The sequence below is a fragment of the Bartonella bovis 91-4 genome, from assembly GCF_000384965.1.
GTDB lineage: Bacteria > Pseudomonadota > Alphaproteobacteria > Rhizobiales > Rhizobiaceae > Bartonella > Bartonella bovis.
This window is the reverse complement of the sequence record NZ_CM001844.1, coordinates 720,563-740,818: the sequence shown is the minus strand read 5'-3', so window position 1 is coordinate 740,818 and position 20,256 is coordinate 720,563. Positions and strand designations below refer to the sequence as shown.

19 protein-coding genes, 2 tRNA genes and 1 pseudogene are annotated in these 20,256 nt (G+C 34.4%); 14 read left to right on the top strand and 8 right to left on the bottom strand.

Going from position 1 to position 20,256, the window contains the following annotated elements:
* Positions 1-7: 7 nt before the first annotated feature.
* The 4 genes from rnr (at position 8) to BBBE_RS03190 (ending at position 4,860) form a co-directional block, all read left to right on the top strand.
* The gene (rnr, locus tag BBBE_RS03205) at positions 8-2,281 is read left to right on the top strand and encodes a ribonuclease R (RefSeq protein WP_010701166.1); all 2,274 of its coding nucleotides are present in this window, start codon (positions 8-10) and stop codon (positions 2,279-2,281) included.
* A 625-nt stretch (positions 2,282-2,906) separates the two neighbouring features.
* The gene (rpmG, locus tag BBBE_RS03200) at positions 2,907-3,074 is read left to right on the top strand and encodes a 50S ribosomal protein L33 (RefSeq protein ID WP_007477349.1); all 168 of its coding nucleotides are present in this window, start codon (positions 2,907-2,909) and stop codon (positions 3,072-3,074) included.
* Positions 3,075-3,694: 620 nt separating this feature from the next.
* Positions 3,695-4,180 (top strand): thermonuclease family protein, encoded by a 486-nt coding sequence (locus BBBE_RS03195; RefSeq protein ID WP_244428358.1) that lies wholly within the window; start codon positions 3,695-3,697, stop codon positions 4,178-4,180.
* Positions 4,181-4,224: 44 nt separating this feature from the next.
* On the top strand, positions 4,225-4,860 hold the full coding sequence (locus tag BBBE_RS03190) for a uracil-DNA glycosylase family protein (protein WP_010701164.1): 636 nt from the start codon (positions 4,225-4,227) through the stop codon (positions 4,858-4,860).
* Positions 4,861-5,379: 519 nt separating this feature from the next.
* On the opposite strand, the gene cobT is transcribed toward BBBE_RS03190, so the two are convergent.
* Positions 5,380-6,378, bottom strand: coding sequence for a nicotinate-nucleotide--dimethylbenzimidazole phosphoribosyltransferase (cobT, locus tag BBBE_RS03185; RefSeq protein WP_010701163.1), 999 nt, complete (start codon positions 6,376-6,378; stop codon positions 5,380-5,382).
* A 452-nt stretch (positions 6,379-6,830) separates the two neighbouring features.
* Positions 6,831-7,811 (bottom strand): tRNA dihydrouridine(20/20a) synthase DusA, encoded by a 981-nt coding sequence (gene dusA / locus BBBE_RS03180; RefSeq protein ID WP_010701162.1) that lies wholly within the window; start codon positions 7,809-7,811, stop codon positions 6,831-6,833.
* A gap of 485 nt (positions 7,812-8,296) precedes the next feature.
* Here dusA and BBBE_RS03175 point away from each other — a divergent pair, with 485 nt between their 5' ends.
* The 7 genes and pseudogenes from BBBE_RS03175 to BBBE_RS07210 all read left to right on the top strand — a co-directional run bounded on the left by BBBE_RS03175 (position 8,297) and on the right by BBBE_RS07210 (position 12,927).
* A complete protein-coding gene (locus BBBE_RS03175) occupies positions 8,297-9,154 on the top strand; it encodes a DsbA family protein (protein ID WP_010701161.1) in 858 nt (285 codons plus the stop codon).
* Positions 9,155-9,381: 227 nt separating this feature from the next.
* A complete protein-coding gene (accB, locus tag BBBE_RS03170) occupies positions 9,382-9,867 on the top strand; it encodes an acetyl-CoA carboxylase biotin carboxyl carrier protein (protein WP_010701160.1) in 486 nt (161 codons plus the stop codon).
* A gap of 14 nt (positions 9,868-9,881) precedes the next feature.
* Positions 9,882-11,228 carry an acetyl-CoA carboxylase biotin carboxylase subunit gene (gene accC / locus BBBE_RS03165; protein WP_010701159.1) on the top strand — a complete coding sequence of 449 codons (1,347 nt, stop codon included), beginning with the start codon at positions 9,882-9,884 and terminating at the stop codon, positions 11,226-11,228.
* Positions 11,229-11,432: 204 nt separating this feature from the next.
* Positions 11,433-11,508, top strand: a tRNA-Thr gene (locus tag BBBE_RS03160).
* 180 nt (positions 11,509-11,688) lie between these two features.
* The gene (locus BBBE_RS07410; protein ID WP_022708662.1) at positions 11,689-11,853 is read left to right on the top strand and encodes a hypothetical protein; all 165 of its coding nucleotides are present in this window, start codon (positions 11,689-11,691) and stop codon (positions 11,851-11,853) included.
* A gap of 245 nt (positions 11,854-12,098) precedes the next feature.
* Positions 12,099-12,658: pseudogene (locus BBBE_RS07215) on the top strand (lambda exonuclease family protein).
* Positions 12,659-12,741: 83 nt separating this feature from the next.
* Positions 12,742-12,927: a helix-turn-helix transcriptional regulator gene (locus BBBE_RS07210; protein ID WP_081632653.1), complete on the top strand. Its 186-nt coding sequence runs from the start codon at positions 12,742-12,744 to the stop codon at positions 12,925-12,927.
* A 116-nt stretch (positions 12,928-13,043) separates the two neighbouring features.
* Here the strand turns inward: BBBE_RS07210 and BBBE_RS03150 are convergent.
* Together BBBE_RS03150 and folE are read right to left on the bottom strand one after the other, a co-directional pair.
* Positions 13,044-13,128 (bottom strand) — tRNA-Leu (locus tag BBBE_RS03150).
* A 146-nt stretch (positions 13,129-13,274) separates the two neighbouring features.
* Positions 13,275-13,895 (bottom strand): GTP cyclohydrolase I FolE, encoded by a 621-nt coding sequence (folE, locus tag BBBE_RS03145; RefSeq protein WP_010701158.1) that lies wholly within the window; start codon positions 13,893-13,895, stop codon positions 13,275-13,277.
* Positions 13,896-14,021: 126 nt separating this feature from the next.
* Between folE and BBBE_RS03140 the strand changes: the two genes are divergently transcribed.
* The 3 genes from BBBE_RS03140 to thrS all read left to right on the top strand — a co-directional run bounded on the left by BBBE_RS03140 (position 14,022) and on the right by thrS (position 16,897).
* A complete protein-coding gene (locus BBBE_RS03140) occupies positions 14,022-14,459 on the top strand; it encodes an iron-sulfur cluster assembly scaffold protein (protein ID WP_010701157.1) in 438 nt (145 codons plus the stop codon).
* Complete coding sequence (gene yidD / locus BBBE_RS03135; protein WP_010701156.1) at positions 14,452-14,796, top strand: membrane protein insertion efficiency factor YidD; 345 nt, start codon at positions 14,452-14,454, stop codon at positions 14,794-14,796. The genes BBBE_RS03140 and yidD overlap by 8 nt, the downstream gene beginning before the upstream one ends.
* 121 nt (positions 14,797-14,917) lie before the next feature.
* Positions 14,918-16,897: a threonine--tRNA ligase gene (gene thrS, locus BBBE_RS03130; RefSeq protein WP_010701155.1), complete on the top strand. Its 1,980-nt coding sequence runs from the start codon at positions 14,918-14,920 to the stop codon at positions 16,895-16,897.
* Between the two features lie 31 nt (positions 16,898-16,928).
* On the opposite strand, the gene BBBE_RS03125 is transcribed toward thrS, so the two are convergent.
* The 4 genes from BBBE_RS03125 to plsX form a co-directional block, all read right to left on the bottom strand.
* The gene (locus BBBE_RS03125) at positions 16,929-17,447 is read right to left on the bottom strand and encodes a MerR family transcriptional regulator (RefSeq protein ID WP_010701154.1); all 519 of its coding nucleotides are present in this window, start codon (positions 17,445-17,447) and stop codon (positions 16,929-16,931) included.
* A gap of 202 nt (positions 17,448-17,649) precedes the next feature.
* Positions 17,650-17,961: an integration host factor subunit alpha gene (locus tag BBBE_RS03120; protein WP_035464508.1), complete on the bottom strand. Its 312-nt coding sequence runs from the start codon at positions 17,959-17,961 to the stop codon at positions 17,650-17,652.
* A 75-nt stretch (positions 17,962-18,036) separates the two neighbouring features.
* Positions 18,037-19,011: a beta-ketoacyl-ACP synthase III gene (locus BBBE_RS03115; RefSeq protein WP_010701152.1), complete on the bottom strand. Its 975-nt coding sequence runs from the start codon at positions 19,009-19,011 to the stop codon at positions 18,037-18,039.
* Positions 19,012-19,103: 92 nt separating this feature from the next.
* Positions 19,104-20,132 carry a phosphate acyltransferase PlsX gene (plsX, locus tag BBBE_RS03110; protein WP_010701151.1) on the bottom strand — a complete coding sequence of 343 codons (1,029 nt, stop codon included), beginning with the start codon at positions 20,130-20,132 and terminating at the stop codon, positions 19,104-19,106.
* Between the last annotated feature and the right edge of the window lie 124 nt (positions 20,133-20,256).

Below are 20,256 nucleotides of genomic sequence, written 5' to 3'. Positions count from 1 at the left end.
ATAAATTTTGGTTAAAGGTAAAAAAAAAGCAAAATATCTTCAGTCTTCTCATATTAAACGACTGCCTAGTAAAGCAGAAATTTTGTCTTTTATTACTGATAATCCTAACTTATTAAATAAACGCGAAATCGCTAAAACTTTTAATTTGAAAGGAGATTCTCGTCTTTGGCTGAATGATATGCTCAATCAATTGAAGGATCATTCTATATCAAAAAAACATAAAAAAATAACAATTCAAGATAGGTTGCCGCCTGTTACTTTAGTTAAAATAAGTGCATTAGATAACGATGGTGGTTTTATTGCACAACCTCTTGAATGGAAGAGTGATTTAAAGCCAAATATTGAAATACCTCCTCGTTATATAAAGGGAGACAGTATTAGTCTTGGAGATTACTGTCTTGTAAAAATTTTTAGAAATAAGACCCCTCAAAGTTTCTCCTATAAAGGACGTATTATCCGTAAAATTGATAAGCAAGAAAGAACTGTGCTTGGCATAGTAAAAAAATTAGAAAATAATCAATGGCAGCTTTGTTCTATAGATCGCAAAACTAATGACCTGATTATTGAAGAACCTTTAGATATTGATATAAAATCAGGCGATCTCGTTGAAGCTGAAATTAGAAAAAATACAGTTTACAAGTTAAAAAGCGCAAAAATAAAAAATGTTTTAGGATCTATTGATAGTGAAAAAGCACTTTCAATGATTGCGCTTATTTCAAAAGGAATTCCTTATGTTTTTCCTGAAGAGGTCTTGAAGCAAGCCAAAAATGTAAAACCTATTGTTGGCACAACAAATCATGAAGATTGGCGACAATTACCGTTTATTACAATTGATCCACCTGATGCAAAAGACCATGATGATGCCGTTTATGCAGTAAAAGATGAAGATCCTGCAAATAGCGATGGTTGGATTATCACTGTAGCAATCGCAGATGTCTCTTATTATGTAAAAACAGGAAGTGCCTTAGATAAAGAAGCATTAAAACGAGGAAATTCTGTTTATTTTCCTGATCGCGTTGTGCCAATGCTTCCTGAATATATTTCTAATAATTTATGCTCTCTTCTTGAAGGAAAAGACAGACCTGCTTTAGCTGTTCGTATGATTTTTGACGCAAATGGCGACAAACGCACACATAGTTTTCACCGTATTATTATGCGTACAGTAGCCAAACTATCTTATCAAGAAGTACAATGTGCAATTGAAGGAAATACAAATGAAAAAACAGCTCCTCTTCTTGAGAAGATCCTGAAACCATTGTGGAGAGCTTATAGCAAACTTAAAATTGCGCGTAATCGTCGAAAACCACTTGAATTAGAAGTGCCTGAAAAAAAAATTATTCTTGATCAAAATGGGCACATTAAAGATGTTGTGGTTCCACCTCATTTAGAAGCACATCGTTTAATTGAAGAATTTATGATACAGGCTAATGTTGCAGCCGCAGAAACATTAAAAGAATATCATCAGCCCTTCATTTATCGTGTTCATGACAAACCGTCTCTCGCAAAACAAGAAATGCTACAGAACTTTCTTCAGAGTCTGGGAATATCATTTTTTCAAAGAGCAGAACTTACGTCAGAACGATTCAATAGTATTCTCACACAAGTCATTAATACGCAACAACAGGAATTGGTAAATCAAATTATTTTACGCTCACAATCTCAAGCTGAATATAACCCTGAAAATATAGGTCACTTTGGCTTAAATCTGCATAACTATACACATTTTACATCACCAATCCGCCGTTATGCTGATTTAATTGTTCATCGATCTCTTATTAAAGCTCTGCAATTAGGTGACGATAAACTAATAGATGCACAAGAACAAAACCTGGCAGCAATTGCTATGCAAATTTCTGCACATGAGCGTCGCGCAATGATGGCTGAAAGGGAAACTGTTGATCGGCTTGTTGCACACTATTTGGTTAATAAAATCGGTCATTCATTTAAAGGTCGCATCTCTGGAGTTACAAAAGCAGGTCTTTTTATCTCACTTGATAAACTAAATGCAGACGGCTTTGTTCCTATTTCTACGCTTAAACGTGATTATTATCATTTTGATGAAACACACCATACCCTTATAGGAAAATGGAGTCGTAAAGGCTATCAACTTGGTGATGAAGTAGAGGTAAAGCTTGTAGAAGTACAACCTCTTGCTGGTGCTTTATGTTTTGAAGTATTAACACAACCTCATTTATTTACTTTTTCACCTATTTCCTATCATAAAAACAAATTTATAGCAAAAAAACAGAAACGTAATTCCTATAAACAAAAACGATATTGAAAAAATATATCACAATTTTTCTATGAAAAATAGAAATATCTCTTTATTCTTGGGGGTACCTTTTTCTAAAAAAGAATCTTTAACTTATCATTACGCTATAATGTCATTTATTTTTACTTCAATTGATTTTGTCCATATTTGAAAAAGTTGCAATTCATTACTTTAAGTTATACTATATAAATGCTTATACTTATCCTCGTTTAAACAATCTACGAAAAAATAAGAGTAATTTTTAAAGCCCCTTCTCTCTTAGATTAAATGTTAATATTAAAAGTGTAAACACAGTTTGTCTCACTACTGATGACTGAGCAGATTTTTTTAATAACATTTCGATTATAGCAAAATCACCGTAATTACTGAGACTATTTTTGTTACAGAATTAGCATACTCACTGAATCAATTGTCATCGATCTAGTAATAAATATTAAAATTTTTGTTTTTCCTCTATGAAGAGTTTCTTTTTTGACTGATATATTAATTTAATGCTTACCTACCTGATAAGCAATTTAATCAAGTCTTGACTTTTTTTATAACATCCGTAGTGTTGATAAATGAAATATAATTGCATCAGAAATGAGTTTTGATAGCAAGATAGTATCATTTTCAGTTTAATAGGATCCTTATTATGGCTAAAGCAGCAACTATTAAGATTAAGCTTTTGTCAACTGCAGATACTGGTTTTTTCTATGTAACAAAGAAAAATAGCCGCACAATGACAGACAAAATGAGCAAACGTAAATATGACCCAATTGCTAGAAAGCACGTTGAGTTTAAAGAAACGAAAATCAAATAATTGGTTTTATTTCATTTAGTTATAATGTTGTTTATTTCTAACTAAGTATATAAATAAACACACTTTTAAAATACTAATAAATATTTAGCGTTTTATAAAGCTCTATCTTAAGAGCTGCCATTTCAAAGTAAAATTCGCTGAAGAGTTAGTTTGTATTTTGCTGTGATGATGGTGACTTATGTTCTACTCCCCCATAATTAGCGAATATTTTGCTGCTTTAGTATGAGAAAAAACTTGTTATATTAAAGATAATAGCAAATAATTGTTTAATCAGAACAATTAAAATAGATTAAACAAATGGGATTTTTTTTTGTTGTATACGTACAATTAAATGAGCTCAGTCAATTAATAAATAATTTTATAAAGTGAATTTAAATATTCAAAGGGGCTTTTATCCGCATAATATTTTAATACTAATAACATTGCCCCATACTTATTTTCATAATGATACAATTAACATCAAGAAAAATAAGATATTTTCATAGTATAAAGTAATATCTTGACTTTATCAAACACATTGTGATATTAATTATTCCATGAAAAATAATATTTTTTATTTTAAGTTAAGTGATTTTAATCGGAATAAAAATTTAGGTGTTTTTATAATCATCGGTGTTCTTATGAACGTGATGGGGGGTGGGGGGTGTGTTTGGTCACAATCTCAAGAGGTGGTTTCTCCTTCAACAGAATTTATCAAGGGAAGTGCTATTGTTATTGATGGTGATTCAATCAGAATTGGTGATGTTATGATTCGGCTTGCAGGAATTGATGCTCCTGAGTTGCGTCAGTTTTGTGGTACGGAAAAAGATCGCTATCCATGTGGCATTAAAGCCAAAGAACACTTACAAAAGCTTATAGCGAACCGATTTGTTACATGTTATTGGAATAAAAGAGACAAATATCAGCGTATTCTTGGTACGTGTGAAACAGAAAAAGTTAAGAATATTAATGCGAAAATGGTGCGTGATGGTTGGGCTATAAGTTACTATGGTTATAGCTACCAAAAAGAAGAGCAAAAGGCTAAGGCACAAAAAAGGGGGATATGGCGTTCATATTTTCAGCAACCGCAAGAATGGCGGAGAGCTCATCCTTATATGAAAAAATAAAATTATTGCTTTTGCGTAATGCTGTCATTAGTTTTCTATCTACCATGACACAACAAAAGTGTAATCAAATTGTTAAATTGGGGGAGCAGATTCGTTTTTGTCGTGTTTGTATTGAGCGTCCATATTACCTTCCCCCTCTTCCTCATGAACCCAAACCTGTTGTTTATTTATCTAGTACAGCTTCTATTGCGATTGCAGGCCAAGCTCCAGGATTGCGTGTTCATGAAAGTTCGATTCCTTTTAATGATCGTTCTGGAGATAGATTACGTGAGTGGTTAGGTGTAACAAGTGATGAATTTTATGATAGATCTTTATTTGCTATTGTTCCTATGGGGTTTTGTTTTCCTGGCTACGATCAAAACAAATCTGATTTACCACCAAGACGTGAATGTCAAGAAATATGGCATGAAAAAGTATTTCAAGCTATGCCACAAATAAAGCTTGTTCTTGCTATTGGAAATTATGCACAAAAGTGGCATATTGCAGGACTTAAACATAAAACCGTTTCAGAAACCGTCAATGATTGGAAAAACATTCTTTCTATCCGTCAACCCCGAGGATATAATGTTATGCCCTTACCCCATCCATCATGGCGAAATACTTTTTGGCTACAACAACACCCATGGTTTAATGACGAATTGCTCGTATATCTTCGTCATTTAGTGCGTAAATTTTTATAATTTAGACTTGAAAGAGAAAAATAGAGATTACCTTCATCAAAAAAGTTTATTTTTTGTAAGAAAATATTACATTTTTTGTCTTTGATATTGCTTAAGATATTTGTTTTTTAACACAAAATTCAAAATCTCTAAAGATAGCCTTATTCACTTGTTTTAGTTATTTTCTGAAAAAGACAGTTGTATATATTACCGTCCACCCATTCCGGCTCAATAAAATTACAAATAGCCTTAATATTTTTTAAAAATCATGTAAAAATTTCGTGGAATGATTAAAATTTTATCCAATAAATCAAAATACGGCCCTACTTAATTATGTTTTGTGGTTCCAATTTAAAATTGATGGCTTTTTTATAAAAGATTTTAATTGTTAAATTAACACCTCTGTAACTTCCCATCATCTTTCATAATAGAATTAACGATAGAGATACTTCCTGATTATATAAAACAGCAAAAAAAACAAATGAGTAGAATTCTTAAAGACTTCTCGTGATATTTATTGATTACATTATTATTTTTCTATTAATTTTCTTGTTCACAAGCTGTCATCTGTGCGTGGGTTAAAAGAGCAGCTTTGACCACACCAGCAGCCATAGCCGCACCTGTTCCTTCCCCAAGACACATCTTTAAATCTAGAAGTGGTTCTTTTCCAATTTTTTCCAAAAGTTTACAGTGAGCTGGTTCAGAAGAAATATGACCAACAATAATGTGATCAAGTATTCTTGGATTTATTTTATACAATACTGCCGCTGCTGCTGTTGCTACAAAACCATCCAAAATAACCGGAATTTTTTCCATTCTTGCTGCTAAGATAGCACCCACCATCGCTGCAATTTCGCGTCCTCCTAAACGGCGCATAATTTCAAAAGGATCATTTAAATAACCCTCATGCAAAGAAATTGCTGTTTTTATCGCTCTCACTTTGCGTTCATAAAATTCCCCTACAAATTCCCTACCAGACCCAGCCCATTCTTCAGCTTCCCCACCAAACAAAGCCAGACATAAAGCTGATGCTATTGTTGAGTTACCAATTCCTATTTCACCTACACACAAAAGATCTGTTCCCCCAGCAATTGACTCCATACCAAATGCCATCGTCGCAGCTGTGTTACGCTCACCCATTGCTGCATCTTTAGTAATATTCATTGTTGGGCATTCTAGAGCTAAGTCAAATATCTTTAGTCTAAGATTATAAGCCACGCAGATTTGATTGATAGCCGCACCACCAGCAGTAATATTTTTTACTACTTCTTGTGTCATAGATTGCGGAAATGGTGTAACATTTTCCTCGATAACACCGTGATTACCAGAAAAAATAGCCACTAAAGGCTGTGTTATAATCGGCTTTTCTTCACCTCTCCACCCCGCATACCAAACCGCAATATCTCCCAACTTTCCGAGGGCTGTCTGCGGCTTTACTAACTTTGCTTGCCGTTTTCCAGCCAAAATCATAGAAAATTCATCAGCACTTGGTAAGTTTGTTAATAATGCACGAAAATCATCAAATGGACTGCTGTTCATAAAAATATCTTTTTAAATTTATAACGTATCAATTAAAATTTTATCTTATAAACAGAGTATAAATAATTCGTTGTTTTTTACAGTGTAAATACATTACATCGTTATTGAAGTAATGTTTTATGCTTATTTTAAAATCATTTATTTTTAAAAGCCGATAAAACTAGGCTGCTTCAAAAAAGTAGACTCACCAAGCTTATAGATTTTTCATCGCAAAAATATTCTAAAAGTTGTAATGTTTCAGTATTTATTTTTTACATATACATTTACAAAAAAGTTCTCATATCTTTTTCCCAAAATTTTAACAGGGTTTCATTATCATAGATGATAGCATTTCATACTTCTCTCTTTAAGAGAGATTTTTTAATTAAAATTATATATAAATAACAATATATAAATTAAATTAATTAATCTAAAATATTAAACTAAAATTTAAAATTTCAACAAAACTTATCTTAAATAAAAGCAGCAAAAGCTTCTTTTAAAACAGCTACGCCTGCATTTTCTCTTGTTGCATCATTCGATAATATTTGTCGCCATCGACGCACACCATTTCGACCATGAAATAAATTAATCATATGGCGTGTCACATGAGAAAGACGTCCACCTGATGCTATATGTTTAGCGGCATAATCACACATAGTAGCAATCAGATCACAATCACTAAGATTGTTTTGCGGTTCACCATATATTTGAGAATCAATGAACATTAGCAAAGCTGGATCATGATAAACTTGCCGTCCCACCATGGTGGCATCACATAATTTTAAATGTTCTTTGATTTCATCAATCGATTGAATGCCACCATTTATCCCAATAAATTTATGAGGATATTTACGTTTTAATCTATAAACTCTTTCATAATTAAGTTCTGGAATACAACGATTTTCTTTCGGATTTAGTCCTTTTAACCATGCTTTGCGTGCATGTACCCAAAGTGCATCGCAACCAGCGTTCCACACTTGATCAGCTAAAATATCTAAAGCTAACTCTTCATCTTGTTTGTCTACACCAATACGACATTTAACAGTCACAGATATGGTCACAGCCTGTTTCATTGCTTCTACAGCCCTTGCCACAATATCAGGATGGAGCATTAAACAAGCACCAAACATACCTGCCTGAACACGATTTGATGGACAACCAACATTGAGATTTATTTCATCATATCCAAAGTCTTCTGCAATTCGTGCTACCTCTGCTAGTTTTTGCGAATCCGATCCTCCTAACTGCAATGCAATTGGATGTTCTTCATCACTAAAAGCTAATAGTCGTTCACGAATGCCATGGATTGCAGCATCTACTACAACCATTTCAGTATAAAGTAGTGCCTTTTTTGTTAAAAGACGGTAGAAAAAACGGCAATGCCGATCTGTCCAACCTAACATTGGTGCCACAGCAAATCTCACTAATGATGGAGAGCTATACAACGTCATAGAAACATTACTTATACATTTTCATTCATAGCATTTTATTCATGTATATGAGCAATGTTTTTTTCTTCACAACAACTTTATTACTTTTCACTATCGGTTGAGGATATAAAAACGTGCTTTATACTTATTGCCTTGTTCAAATTACCTAAATTTTGTTAAAATTAAACAGAAATTCCACCAAAATACACTGCTCTTAATGCTATAATTTTCCAAATACACACCAATAAATCTGTAGTATTAACACTAGAGAATGCTTTATTTTTGCGTTTATTGTAGGCTTTTCACATAAAAAAAATAACCTGAGCAGAAAATATAATTACCACAAATCATACGTTACATGATAATTATTTCATAATAGGAAAAAAGCAATTGATGTTATTTTCATTACCCACTAAGTTTACGCTATGATTCAATATTTTATTGTGTATACGCAATACTCTCCATATAATTTTATAGATACTTTATTAAAATATAAAGATATATAGATGATACACCAACTTCAACACTTAGCAACAATATTCATTGCAAAAACTTCAATAATAGTTGCGTTAAGTATTCTAATTTGCTTACCTTTATCTAGTTTAGAAGCAAAAGAAAAAACATCAAATAATTCAATCATAGAAAACCTTAAAATACAGCTTCTGGAAGATTCTACTTTTTTATCCAAATTTAGAGAAAAAATAACACCACATATAAATGATGATTACATTCGAGAGATTATAAAAGACTATCTTCTCAAAAATCCAGAAATTATGATTGAAATGCAGCTTGTTCTTCAAGAAAAATTGGGGGGGATAGAGGAGCAGCAAGCTTTTGTTGTTAAATCATTAGAAAAGGAAATTTTTCAATCTTCTCACGATGCTGTTTTTGGAAATCCAAATGGGAAAATAACACTTGTTGAATTTTTTGATTATAATTGTAATTTTTGTAAACGTTCTTATTCCAGTATGGTAAATTTAATAAAAGAATACCCAAACTTGCAAATAATTATTAAAGACTTGCCAATTTTAGGGCCCGATTCGATAGAAGCACATACAATTGCTTATGCTTTTCGACAACAACTCCCAGAAAAATATTTTCAATTTTACAAAGAACTTTTAACTGGTCAGAATCGTGCAAATAAAGCCAAGGCTATAAAAATAGCAGTTTCACTAGGGGCAAATGAAAAAGATTTATACAATGCAATACAAAACCCTAATTTGCAAAAATCTTTTAAAAGAAATATTCAAATTGCTTCTGCATTAAATATTAACGGTACCCCCTCTTACATCATTGGCGATAGAATATTTATGGGAGCTGTCAGTGAGGATATTTTAAAAAAAGTAATAGAGAGCATACAATGAATCTCTTTTTTGCTTCATCAAATTTATTGAGAAATGTTAAAATATATTTTCTACTTTCTCTTTTTTGTTAACAAGCTTATAAATGTGATTTTATTGAATAGACTAAATTTAAGGCTGCAAAGTGTAATAAAAAAATACCAGATAAAAGGTAACGAGCAGCCTAGAGATATTTAAGCATGAGAATATAAATAACAATGATCTTTATGGGGCAAGGAGTTATAAATAAAATGGCAATAAAAAAAACGGACGCGACTAAACATACCGAAATTAATATGGAACTTATCCGCGACCTTGCTAAGATTTTGAATGATACGAATTTAACTAATATTGAGCTTGAACAAGGTGAACTTCGTATTTGTGTATCACGCCAAAACACTCCAGCTGCTTCTGAACAGACAATTTATGCGTCCATTCCCGCTCCTACTTTAACCTCTTCTTCAAACCTAACGGCTACAGTTTCAACAAAAGAAGAACAATCAAATAACGCAATAACATCTCCAATGGTTGGTACTGCATATCTTGCACCTGCACCCGGTGCACAGCCTTTTGTAGAAATAGGACAAAATGTTTCTGAAGGTCAAACATTGCTTATCATTGAAGCAATGAAAACAATGAATCATATTCCGTCACCACGCTCAGGTACTGTGACTGCTGTTCTTGTTAAAGATGCTCAACCAGTTGAGTTTGATGAGCCACTTATTATTGTTGAATAAAGTGAGAGGTAGCTATGATTCAAAAAATCCTCATTGCTAACCGAGGAGAAATTGCGCTTCGCATTCTACGGGCTTGTAAAGAGCTTGGAATCAAAACTGTAGCTATTCACTCAACAGCTGATGCTGATGCTATGCATGTTCGCCTTTCTGACGAAAGTGTTTGTATTGGCCCCCCTCCATCTCGTGATTCTTATTTAAATATTCATCAAATTATTTCTGCATGCGAAATTACAGGAGCTGATGCTATTCACCCAGGATATGGTTTTCTTTCTGAAAATGCAAAGTTTGCAGATATTTTAGAAGCTCATGAAATTACATTTATCGGCCCAACATCTGCACATATTCGTATTATGGGCGATAAAATTGAAGCAAAAAAAACCGCTAAAAATCTTGGAATTCCTATTGTACCGGGCTCAGATGGAGCTGTAACTGGTGAAAAGGAAGCTCTGCATATCATTAATGAAATTGGTTACCCTGTTATTATTAAAGCTTCTGCAGGTGGTGGTGGTCGTGGTATGAAAGTCGTTCGTTCTGAAAAAGAACTTTCCACCGCTTTCAATACAGCACGTTCAGAAGCTCTTGCTGCATTTAATGACGATGCAGTTTATATCGAAAAATATCTAGAAAAACCACGTCATATTGAAATTCAAGTCATGGGTGATGGAGCTGGCAATGCCATTCATTTAGGAGAACGTGATTGTTCACTTCAACGGCGCCATCAAAAAGTATGGGAAGAAGCCTACTCACCTGCCCTTAATGAATCTGAACGAAAAAAAATTGGTTCTATTGTTGCGAATGCTTGTGCAAAACTCGGTTATCGTGGAGCAGGTACTATTGAATTTCTTTATGAAAATGGAAAATTCTACTTTATTGAAATGAATACCCGTTTACAGGTTGAACACCCTGTAACTGAAGCAATTACGGGAATAGATTTAGTCCATGAACAAATTCATATTGCATCTGGTCAAGGGCTTTCAGTTACACAAGATGATATTCGTTTTTCTGGTCATGCTATTGAATGTCGTATTAACGCTGAAAATCCAATTAATTTTACGCCATCACCAGGGCTTATCACACATTTTCACACACCTGGAGGCTTAGGAGTGCGTGTCGATTCAGGTGCCTATTCAGGTTATTATATTCCACCTTATTATGACAGCTTAATTGGAAAATTAATTGTTCATGGACGTACACGCTTAGAATGCATGATGCGTTTACGACGTGCTTTAGATGAATTTGTGGTTGATGGGATTAAAACTACGTTACCTCTATTTCGTGATCTTATTAGTAATCAAGATATTATTGATGGCAACTACAATATCCACTGGTTAGAAAAATATCTTTCTGATAAATCAACTTAAGCAAATTCGTAAACAATAAGAATGATTAAACTTAAATAGCGCTTTTTTATATTTTATAATAAATATTAACCACAGTAAAAGATAAAGACATAGTGAAAATCTAACTGTTTCATATTTTAAATATACATTTTTAAAAATATGTATTGGAATCTATAATTTTCTATTTGCCTTTTTGTAAGTTTGTGTTACTTCCGATACAGTAGTGCCCTTATAGCTCAGTTGGTAGAGCACCTGATTTGTAATCAGGGGGTCGGGAGTTCGAGTCTCTCTGGGGGCACCATTATATATTTTTACATGTTGAAATATATAGATTTTTACTTAATTAGATAATTTTTAGACTACCTTTAGCTTATCCTCTAGAGTTTATATAATTTTATCTAAATTGCTATTATTTGCAGCTTATTTCCTTTGGAATAAATGCCAAGATTCTTTTTCCATCTTACTGATTTACCTAGTTTATATGGTTAAAGCTATTACACAATGTGCACGTCTTGCCTTCGGTGTTCCTAATATCTATGACGAAAATGAAGCTGATCGCATTAATGAAGTTAACCATATTCTCCAAAACGAGAGCGTACCTGATGAAGTGCTTGAGCAAATCAAAGAGCTAATAAAACAAACGTAAACGGAAAAATGTACTCTCTTTTGCAAAAATCTCAAACCTCACAGAAATATCTCATGAGATGGGACAAATTATTTTAGAGTTCTGAAGAAAAGGCAACTCTTCCAAATGAAAAAGAAAAACAAGTCTTACCTTCATCAAAACAACCACACACACACCAACTCAACAAGATTTAATAGGGGTGTGATATGGAACAAAGAATAGCAGAATAGTTTCAAGCTCGTTTAGGAAAAACCACAGCTTCAAACATTAACAGCGTTATCGATAAAACAACTAAGAACTCACCGACAGTAAATATGAAAAGTACAAAAATAAACTTATCAGGGAACGCTTAACAGGTGAAATAATACCATCTTATGAAACACCTGCCATGCGATGGGGGCGTGAACATGAAGACATGTGCAATTCAAAAATACAGCTTCTTTTGCAATACCCCTGTCACTAGATGCGGATTTATTCCTCACCCAACATTGAAATGGCAGGTACTAGTTCTGACAGTCTCATTGGAGATAATGGCCTTGTAGAGGTCAAATGTTCTCAACCAGCAACGCATATGTTTTTTTTGCAAAATAGCAAAATCAAGTTTGAATATATCTTACAAATGCAATTCCAAATGACTTGCACAAGGCGAAAATGATGTGATTTTGTCAGTTATGATCCTCTGCTCAAACGCAAATTAATTCGTTTTCGTGTAAAGATTCAACACGTTCAACGTAATAATGAAAAGATTGAGCGCATCAATAAAGCTGTCGAAACATTTTTAGCAGAAATAGAACAAGAAACACAATTCTTTACACAAGCTGCTTAACCTATAAGGAGCGCTCTTTCGCTTTCAATCTCCTCTAAGCACTCGCGCCCATTTATGTAATCCAAAAAGAGAAAGGTAATGAGATAACATTTGATGATTGCGATAGATATGTCACGACACGTGAATGTGCACAACTTTTTAATGTGTCAACAACAACGATTCGCAATTGGGTGATACGAGGAGTATTTCCCCAACCATATAAGCTTGGTAAGTCAGTTAGATGGAGAAAAAAAGAGGTTTTGGCATTCACCCCAAAGGAAATAAGCTAAAAATAACACAAATTTAGATAAAATTATATAAACTCTAAAGAGTGGACCAAAAGGTGGACTGAAAATTATCTAACTAAGTAAAAATCTATATATTTCAAAGTATTAAAAATAAATAATGGTGCGGTCGAGAAGACTCGAACTTCCACGGGTTGCCCCACAGCGACCTCAACGCTGCGCGTCTACCAATTCCGCCACGACCGCACATGGTAGAGGCCAAATACATTACACTTTCGGGGATTTAACAAATCATAAAGCACGATACAAGCCCATTTTCGTGTTTTTATAATTTATTTTATCTCAATTACCGCAGGACGCTTCAGATACAAGTCGTTAAACTGTATACATTATCATAATGAGCGAAGTACCATCATCAAATTGGCCTGAGCAATTTGATCTTCTTTATAAGAACCATGAAAACTTGTTGTAATTGTTGTAGTTCCGTATTTTCGTATCCCTCTCATAGCCATGCACATATGTTCAGCTTCAATTACCACTGCAACACCGCGGGGTTTTAACTGTGTTTTTAGAGCATTAGCCACTTGAGCTGTCATGGCTTCTTGCGTTTGTAAACGGTGGGAAAAAATATCTATAACACGTGCAACTTTTGAAAGACCAACAATTTTCGTATCGGGAAGGTAGGCAATATGAACTTTACCAACAATTGGAAGAATATGATGCTCGCAATGTGAATAAAAACTAATATCCTTCATAATTATAGGTTCATTATAACCTGAAACTTCTTCAAAAACTGTTCCTAAAATCTCCTCAATTGATTCATCGTAACCAGAAAAAAGTTCACTATACACCTTAGCAACACGTTTGGGAGTATCTAAAAGCCCTTCTCGATTTGGATTTTCCCCTACCCACAACAACAATGTACGAACCGCTGCTTCCACTTCTTCAAAACTAGGACGCTTTTTCTCAGATAAAGAGAAATCTGTAGCGATTCCTTCCGTAAGGTTATGCATTAAAAAAAACTCCAGCTTATTATGTATAAAGTATTTAATATACATTAATTTATTTTATAATAATCTCTACGCAAGTGAATTAAAAGCCTGAATAGTGAAAACTCTAAAAATTCCAAGCAATAGCTCATGATGGACAACATTTATAGCAATAAAATCCTTGAATATGCTGCTCATATAAGTAGAATTGGGCGTCTTAATAACCCTGATGCAACGTCAAAAAAACGTGCACGTCTTTGCGGATCAACAGTTCTTGTGGATCTAAAAGTAGACAACGACATTGTTATAGATTTTGCTCATGAAGTATATGCGTGTGCACTTGGACAAGCTTCATCTTCTATTTTAGCGCATCATATTATTGGCAAAAAAACGCGAGATCTTAAAGCATTACGTGAAATTATTTTTTATATGTTAACAGAAAATGGCCCTCCTCCCTCAGCTCCATTTAAAGCATTTTCCTGTTTGCAACCTATTAAAGATTATAAAGAACGCCATGCTTCAACAATGCTTACATTTGATGCAGTCGTAGACTGTATTGAACAAATTGAAGAAAAAACAAATGGTTAAATTACAACCCAAACAAAAAAAAATACAAACTCGGAATTATACAGGTCCTTGGCAGAAAACACCTGGACGATTACTTGGTACTACATTAATACGTCTTTATCAAATAACACTTTCCAGTTTGATCGGAAATCAATGTCGCCATATCCCAACCTGTTCAGAATATACCTATGAAGCAATTGCACGCTATGGCCTGTGGGCCGGTGCATGGATGGGGCTTTTTCGTATTATACGCTGTGGCCCATTTGGAACATATGGCTTTGATCCAGTACCAACGTCTCTTGACTATTCTTATAAACCTTGGCACTATTGGAAAATCTCTGCTAAAAATGATAAATAATTGTCTTTCTTTTTTATGCATATTGATAGAAAATTAATCTACTAGCTCTATCTGAACTATTATTAAATTTTCACGAAACCATCCGCAATCGTTAGCGGAATTGGACTAAAGGGGTGTTTTTATGTTTGACCTTATTTCTCTTTCTTTTCCTGATGGTTCAAAACGTGATTATCCCTCTGAAATGACAGGTTTAGAATTGACCGAATCTATTTCTAAATCACTCGTAAAAAAAGCAGTTGCTTATAGCTTTAACGGAATCATTCGAGATCTTTCAGACCCATTAGAGCAATCTGGCCAAGTGGAAATTATCACTCGTGATGATCCACGTGCACTTGAATTAATACGCCATGATTGTGCTCATGTCTTAGCTGAAGCAGTACAAGAACTATTTCCTGAAACACAAGTTACAATCGGCCCCGTTATTAAAAATGGTTTTTATTATGATTTTGCGCGTAAACAACCTTTCACATTAGATGACCTCACCATCATCGAAAAAAAAATGCGTGAAATTATCCAACGAAACAAACCTTTCAGAAAAGAAATTTGGTCTCGTGAAAAAGCTAAGAAAATTTTTTCTGAAAAAAACGAACTGTATAAGGTTGAGATTATTGATGCTATCCCTGAAAATCAAGACGTAAAAGTTTATTATCAAGGAGATTGGTTTGATCTTTGTCGTGGTCCACATATGCAATCTACTGGTCAAATTGGCAATGCCTTCAAACTGACAAAAGTCGCAGGTGCTTATTGGCGTGGGGATGCCAATAATCCTATGTTAACGAGAATTTATGGTACAGCATTTGCTAACGAAAATGACTTAAAAGCCTATCTCCATACACTAGAAGAAGCAGAAAAACGCGATCACCGCCGTTTAGGACGTGAAATGGATTTATTTCATTTCCAAGAAGAAAGCCCAGGAATGATTTTCTGGCACCCAAAGGGGTGGAAAATGTTCCAAAATTTAATTAGCTATATGCGCCGCCGCCTTGATGATCATAAATATGCTGAAGTTAATGCACCACAAGTTCTTGATAAATCACTTTGGGAAATATCGGGTCATTGGGGATGGTATAAGGAAAATATGTTTCAAACAACCCCAGCGACTGACGATTGGGATAATCAATGTATTTACGCTCTAAAACCCATGAATTGCCCTGGTCATGTGCAAATTTTCAAACATGGCTTAAAGTCTTACCGAGACTTGCCTATTAGACTTGCTGAATTTGGTGTTATCCATCGTTATGAACCTTCAGGTTCTCTGCATGGTCTTATGCGTGTTCGTAGTTTTACACAAGACGATGCACATATTTTCTGCACAGATGAACAATTAGCTGATGAATGTCTTAGTATTAATGATTTAATCTTATCAACTTATGCAGATTTTGGTTTTGAAGAAATCAGTCTTAAATTTTCAACGCGTCCAGAAAAACGCGTCGGTTCTGACAAATTATGGGATCATTGCGAAAATATAATGTCATCTGTTCTTAAAACTATTGAGAAAAAATCAAAAGGACGTATCAAAACAAGTATCCTTCCAGGTGAAGGTGCATTTTATGGACCAAAATTTGAATATACATTAAAAGATGCTATTGGTCGCGAATGGCAATGTGGAACAACACAAGTAGATTTCAATCTACCTGAACGTTTTGGTGCATTCTATATTGACAAGGATTCAGAAAAACGTCAGCCTGTTATGATTCATAGAGCTATTTTGGGATCAATGGAGCGTTTTATTGGTATATTAATTGAAAATTTTTCTGGACATATACCGCTTTGGCTTGCCCCCCAACAAATTGTTGTTGCACCAATCACATCTGAAGCAAATGAATATGCAGAAAAAATAACGAGAAAGCTCAAAGCTATTGGTCTTTCAGCCACATCAGATCTTCGCAATGAAAAAATTAATTACAAAATACGTGAACATTCTTTACAAAAAGTTCCTGTAATCCTTGTATGCGGTAAACGTGAAGCTGAAACAAATAGTGTGAGTATGCGCCGTTTAGGAAGTGCAGATCAAACTATTTTATCTATAGAAGAAGTGATGAAACAACTTTCAAATGAAGCAACCCCCCCAGATTTGCGCCGCTTAATAAACACTCAATAATGAAAGTAATATGCTCAACTAAGTTGATTGTTTATCGTGCTCTATCAAGCATGCGTTTACATTCAATTAATTCAAATAATGTTTCCTGTAACAATGTTTTATCAGTTTTGTCTTGATGCCTTTTAACAGCACCAACAGATTCTTCTTCACTCTTCATAAACCCTAAAAGTCCAAATGCTGCCTTTTTTGACTTAGTCTTAGAGGCTTCATTAATTTTGGTAGATTCAGATGTTTGTTCTATACATTCTTTTTCTATTATAACATTCATGGCATCAAGATCGTTATTACCGAGCGCAATAACAAAAGAAGCACCATTTTCTTTTAAAAGGCGTTGTACACCTTTTATAGTATAGCCTTTACCATAAAGTAATTGTTTAATACCATTGAGCAAATCAATATCAACAGGGCGATAGTAACGCCTCCCACCACCACGCTTTAATGGCTTAATTTGAACAAAACGTGTTTCCCAAAATCTTAATACATGCTGTGGTAACCCTAATAATTCCGCTACTTCGCTAATTGTCCGAAAAGCATCAGGGCTCTTGTCCATTCTACAATACCTTATTTAAATATCATACTAACGATTTTATAATAACTGAATCAGTTTAAATTTCTTGCTAAAATTGATTAAAATAGGGATTATCCTCAATTATATTTAATACAAAACCTATTACTCAAATAGAAAAAGTTATTCCAATATAAATTCCTTTATCAAACCTCAAACATTTTAAATATCGCTTATTTGTATGAATTTACTTCTCTCTTGCGCGATGTGCATCTAAAATTCTTTTCTTCAAAATATTCGCAGCCTTGAATGTTACTACACGCCGTGGTGGAATAGGTGCTTCAATACCTGTTTTTGGATTACGACCAATTCGTTCACTTTTATTGCGAACTTGAAAAGTCGCAAAAGAAGATAATTTAACCACTTCACCCTTTACAAGTGAATTGCAAATTTCATCTAAAATCAACTCAACCAAAGCTGATGACTCAGTATATGACAAGCCCACTCTCCTACAAACCGCACCAGCCAAATCTGCACGTGTTATTGTTTTACCTGCCATCATAATCACCTATTAAAATTTAAAGTTACAAAGCGATTTATACGTTTTATTCAAATATGGTCAAGCCACTATAATTTACCAACGAACAAGAATTGCTCCCCACGTAAATCCACCCCCCATGGCCTCTAACATAATGAGATCTCCTTTTTTAATTCTTCCATCTTGAACAGCAGTTGTTAAAGCTAATGGTACTGATGCTGCAGACGTATTACCATGTTGATCAACAGTCATCACAACTTTATCCAATGCGATCCCTAGTTTTTTAGCTGATGCTTCAATAATACGTTTATTAGCCTGATGAGGTACAAACCAATCTAACTGAGAAGAATTCATATTAACAGCTGCAAAACAATCATCAATCACATCGGTTATCATACCAACTGCATGTTTAAAAACTTCTCGCCCTTTCATACGTAAATGACCTGTTGTTTGTGTTGTTGAAGGACCACCATCAACATACAATTTATCCACATACGCACCATTAGAGCGCAATTTCGCAGACAATATACCACAATCAACAAGAACATTACCTTCAACTTCTTGCGCTTCCAAAACAGCTGCACCCGCACCATCACCAAATAAAACACATGTTGTACGATCTTGCCAATCTAAAATCCGAGAAAATGTCTCAGATCCAATTACCAAGATTCTTTTTGCTGCTCCGCAACGTAAATATACATCTCCTGTTGTCAATGCAAAAATAAAACCAGAGCAAACAGCTTGAATATCAAAAGCAAAACCACGTTTCATTCCCAAAGCATGTTGAATTTCAACAGCAGAAGCAGGAAAAGTATGGTTAGGTGTTGAAGTAGCTAAAATAATACAATCAATATCTTCTATTGTCATATTAGAATTTTTAAGTGCAGCTTGTGCTGCTGTTACCCCCAAAGAAACAGTTGTTTCGTTTGTATCAGCAATATAACGTTGGCGAATTCCCGTACGTTGAACAATCCACGAATCAGATGTTTCAACAAACTTGGTAATTTCATTATTCGATAAACTTTTTTTTGGTAAAGCACTTCCTACACCACATATAACTGATCGAATCATACAGTCCTCACCCTCTCTTGGAATCTTTTATCTCTACTACGAATGCCGATCATACTGTTTGCATATTAATTGACAGCTCTACCTTCATAATTTTAAAGTATCACTTTACTTTCATGAAAGTGTCGTAAATCTTCAACTATTTTTTTTAAAAGTCCGTTATTTACCATTTTATAACCAACGCGGATAGCAGAAGCAAAACCGCCAGCATTAACACCACCATGACTTTTTATAACAATACCATTTAAACCTAAAAGCACACCGCCATTAATCCGATCAGGATCTATCTTCTGTTTCAGTTGATGAAAAGCACCTCGAGACAAAACGTATCCAAGGCGTGAAAAAACAGAGCGACGCATAACAGTATTTAAAAGTTCGGCTATTTGCCGTGCAGTTCCTTCTGCAACTTTTAAAGCAATATTACCAGAAAACCCCTCAGTGACAACCACATCGACTACTCCTTTTCCAATGTCATTACCTTCAATAAATCCCTTATACTCTAATCCTTCTAATTGCACTTTACGTAATATCATTCCGGCTTTTTTGATTTCATCTAAGCCTTTTATCTCTTCAACACCCACATTCAAAAGCCCAACACTTGGTTTTTCAATATGATATAAAGTACGAAACATACCAGCCCCCATAACCGCTAAATCAACCAATTGATCAGCAGATGCACCAATTGTTGCACCAATATCCAGCACAATACTCTCACCACGAAGAGTTGGCCAAATACCAGCAATTCCAGGCCGGTTAGATTCTGCCATCATTTTTAAACAAAAATGAGACATTGCCATAAGTGCACCAGTATTGCCAGCAGAGACACAAACATCAGCTTCGCCATTTTTTACAGCTTCAATTGCGTGCCACATTGATGATTTACCGCGCCCTGCACGAAGCGCTTGGCTTGGTTTCTCATCCATACGTGTATAACTTTCTGTGTTATAAAAACGCGACGCTGTAGCCAAATGAGGATATTTTTTAAAAATTGGCTCAACAACATCCTCTACCCCATAAAACAAAAAATGAACATTTGGCAAATGTTTCTGTGCAACTGCTGCCCCCTCAATAGTAACCTCTGGACCATAATCACCACCCATGACATCTACAGAAATTCTAATCACACTTGCACATCCTATATTTTAATTTACACTGAAAATTCTTGTTATACAAAGATTATCACTACAACAGACTTACAGAAATACTGTCTCTTTGACTATATAGTAGGTGTTTTTTATATATTTATAA

Bases quoted from the DNA above. Each gene is read 5' to 3' on its own strand.
- BBBE_RS03190 (WP_010701164.1), top strand. From the start codon at position 4,225: ATGACACAACAAAAGTGTAATCAAATTGTTAAATTGGGGGAGCAGATT.
- accC (WP_010701159.1), top strand. From the start codon at position 9,882: ATGATTCAAAAAATCCTCATTGCTAACCGAGGAGAAATTGCGCTTCGC.
- cobT (WP_010701163.1), bottom strand. From the start codon at position 6,378: ATGAACAGCAGTCCATTTGATGATTTTCGTGCATTATTAACAAACTTA.
- accB (WP_010701160.1), top strand. From the start codon at position 9,382: ATGGCAATAAAAAAAACGGACGCGACTAAACATACCGAAATTAATATG.
- rpmG (WP_007477349.1), top strand. From the start codon at position 2,907: ATGGCTAAAGCAGCAACTATTAAGATTAAGCTTTTGTCAACTGCAGAT.
- BBBE_RS07410 (WP_022708662.1), top strand. From the start codon at position 11,689: ATGGTTAAAGCTATTACACAATGTGCACGTCTTGCCTTCGGTGTTCCT.
- BBBE_RS03120 (WP_035464508.1), bottom strand. From the start codon at position 17,961: ATGGCAGGTAAAACAATAACACGTGCAGATTTGGCTGGTGCGGTTTGT.
- BBBE_RS03175 (WP_010701161.1), top strand. From the start codon at position 8,297: ATGATACACCAACTTCAACACTTAGCAACAATATTCATTGCAAAAACT.
- BBBE_RS03195 (WP_244428358.1), top strand. From the start codon at position 3,695: ATGAACGTGATGGGGGGTGGGGGGTGTGTTTGGTCACAATCTCAAGAG.
- dusA (WP_010701162.1), bottom strand. From the start codon at position 7,811: ATGACGTTGTATAGCTCTCCATCATTAGTGAGATTTGCTGTGGCACCA.
- BBBE_RS03115 (WP_010701152.1), bottom strand. From the start codon at position 19,011: ATGATTCGATCAGTTATATGTGGTGTAGGAAGTGCTTTACCAAAAAAA.
- BBBE_RS03125 (WP_010701154.1), bottom strand. From the start codon at position 17,447: ATGGACAAGAGCCCTGATGCTTTTCGGACAATTAGCGAAGTAGCGGAA.
- BBBE_RS03140 (WP_010701157.1), top strand. From the start codon at position 14,022: ATGATGGACAACATTTATAGCAATAAAATCCTTGAATATGCTGCTCAT.
- thrS (WP_010701155.1), top strand. From the start codon at position 14,918: ATGTTTGACCTTATTTCTCTTTCTTTTCCTGATGGTTCAAAACGTGAT.
- folE (WP_010701158.1), bottom strand. From the start codon at position 13,895: ATGCATAACCTTACGGAAGGAATCGCTACAGATTTCTCTTTATCTGAG.
- yidD (WP_010701156.1), top strand. From the start codon at position 14,452: ATGGTTAAATTACAACCCAAACAAAAAAAAATACAAACTCGGAATTAT.